The sequence below is a fragment of the Neobacillus drentensis genome, assembly GCF_036966985.1.
In the GTDB taxonomy this organism is placed as follows: domain Bacteria; phylum Bacillota; class Bacilli; order Bacillales; family Cytobacillaceae; genus Neobacillus; species Neobacillus drentensis_E.
In genome coordinates, this window is record NZ_JBALSN010000779.1 from 1 (window position 1) to 1,051 (window position 1,051).

The 1,051-nt window shown below is 36.2% G+C and carries 1 protein-coding gene; it reads left to right on the plus strand.

Annotation, left to right across the window (positions count from 1 at the left end; genetic code table 11):
• Positions 1–105 precede the first annotated feature (105 nt).
• Positions 106–924 carry a GDSL-type esterase/lipase family protein gene (locus V7659_RS31650; RefSeq protein ID WP_335543932.1) on the plus strand — a complete coding sequence of 273 codons (819 nt, stop codon included), beginning with the start codon at positions 106–108 and terminating at the stop codon, positions 922–924.
• Positions 925–1,051: the final 127 nt, after the last annotated feature.

Genomic DNA, 1,051 nt, shown 5'->3' on the forward strand with positions numbered 1-1,051 from the left:
TTTTCAAAAGAGATTTGGTCTTCATCCTCCTTCAAACTGGAAATCACATCCTACTTTTTTCACTTGTTATTCTTGATATAATAGAATATTCAAGGAGTGGATGGTATGAAAATAGTAAAGTATCTGTTTGTTTTTGTATTGCTTATTGGCCTTGGTATTTCTGCGTGGATTTATTATCCGCAGTACCAAATACACCAAATGAAAAAACACGCGGTTGTGGTGAGCAAAAGCTCTAACCAAACCTCCTATCTTAATTATTATCGAAATGCGCAAATGTCTCAAATCCATCATCTGGCCATTGGGGATTCTATCATTCGCGGAGTCGGTGCACCAAAGGATGAGAACTTTGTAAGTCTATTTTCTAAAAAATTGGCAGAACAAACTTCCAAAAAAATAGTCACACAAAACGAAGGGATTAACGGAATTACCAGTAGTGAATTAAACGACCTTGTTCTGGAAGGTCGATTTGACGAATCGATTAAGCAGTCCAATATTATCACGATTAATGTGGGCGGCAATGATATTCTACAATTGGCAAAGGGTCAAGATATTCGATCTGTGATCCAAGGCTACGACCAATTGAAGACCAACTTCTCGAAAAATTTAACCAACATCACGACGAAAATAACAATGCTTAATCCAAACGCCACGATTGTATTCTTAGAATTGTACAATCCATTGTCGCCTAATGACCAATTGTATCCACTGGCAGATAAAATGCTGCCGAAATGGAATCTTAATATTTATGAAGCTGCTAACAAAGTCCCAGGATCAATTGTCATTGAGACCACGAAGGTCATAAACGGGGACCATCTGCAAAATCTTTCCCCTGATGGTGTCCATCCAAACGTGGCTGGATATACTGCCATTTCAGAGCAAATGATTGATCAATTTAAGAATCAATTTAGACAAAGTGCAGTTTAAAACCGAAGGAAGACTCATTTCCTTCGGTTTTTTATCCTTCTTTTCTCCTATTATTTGTTATTTAAATGTAATAACCTTTTAATACTATTGATAGAATGATTTGCTACAATTTTTATAGATTTAATAG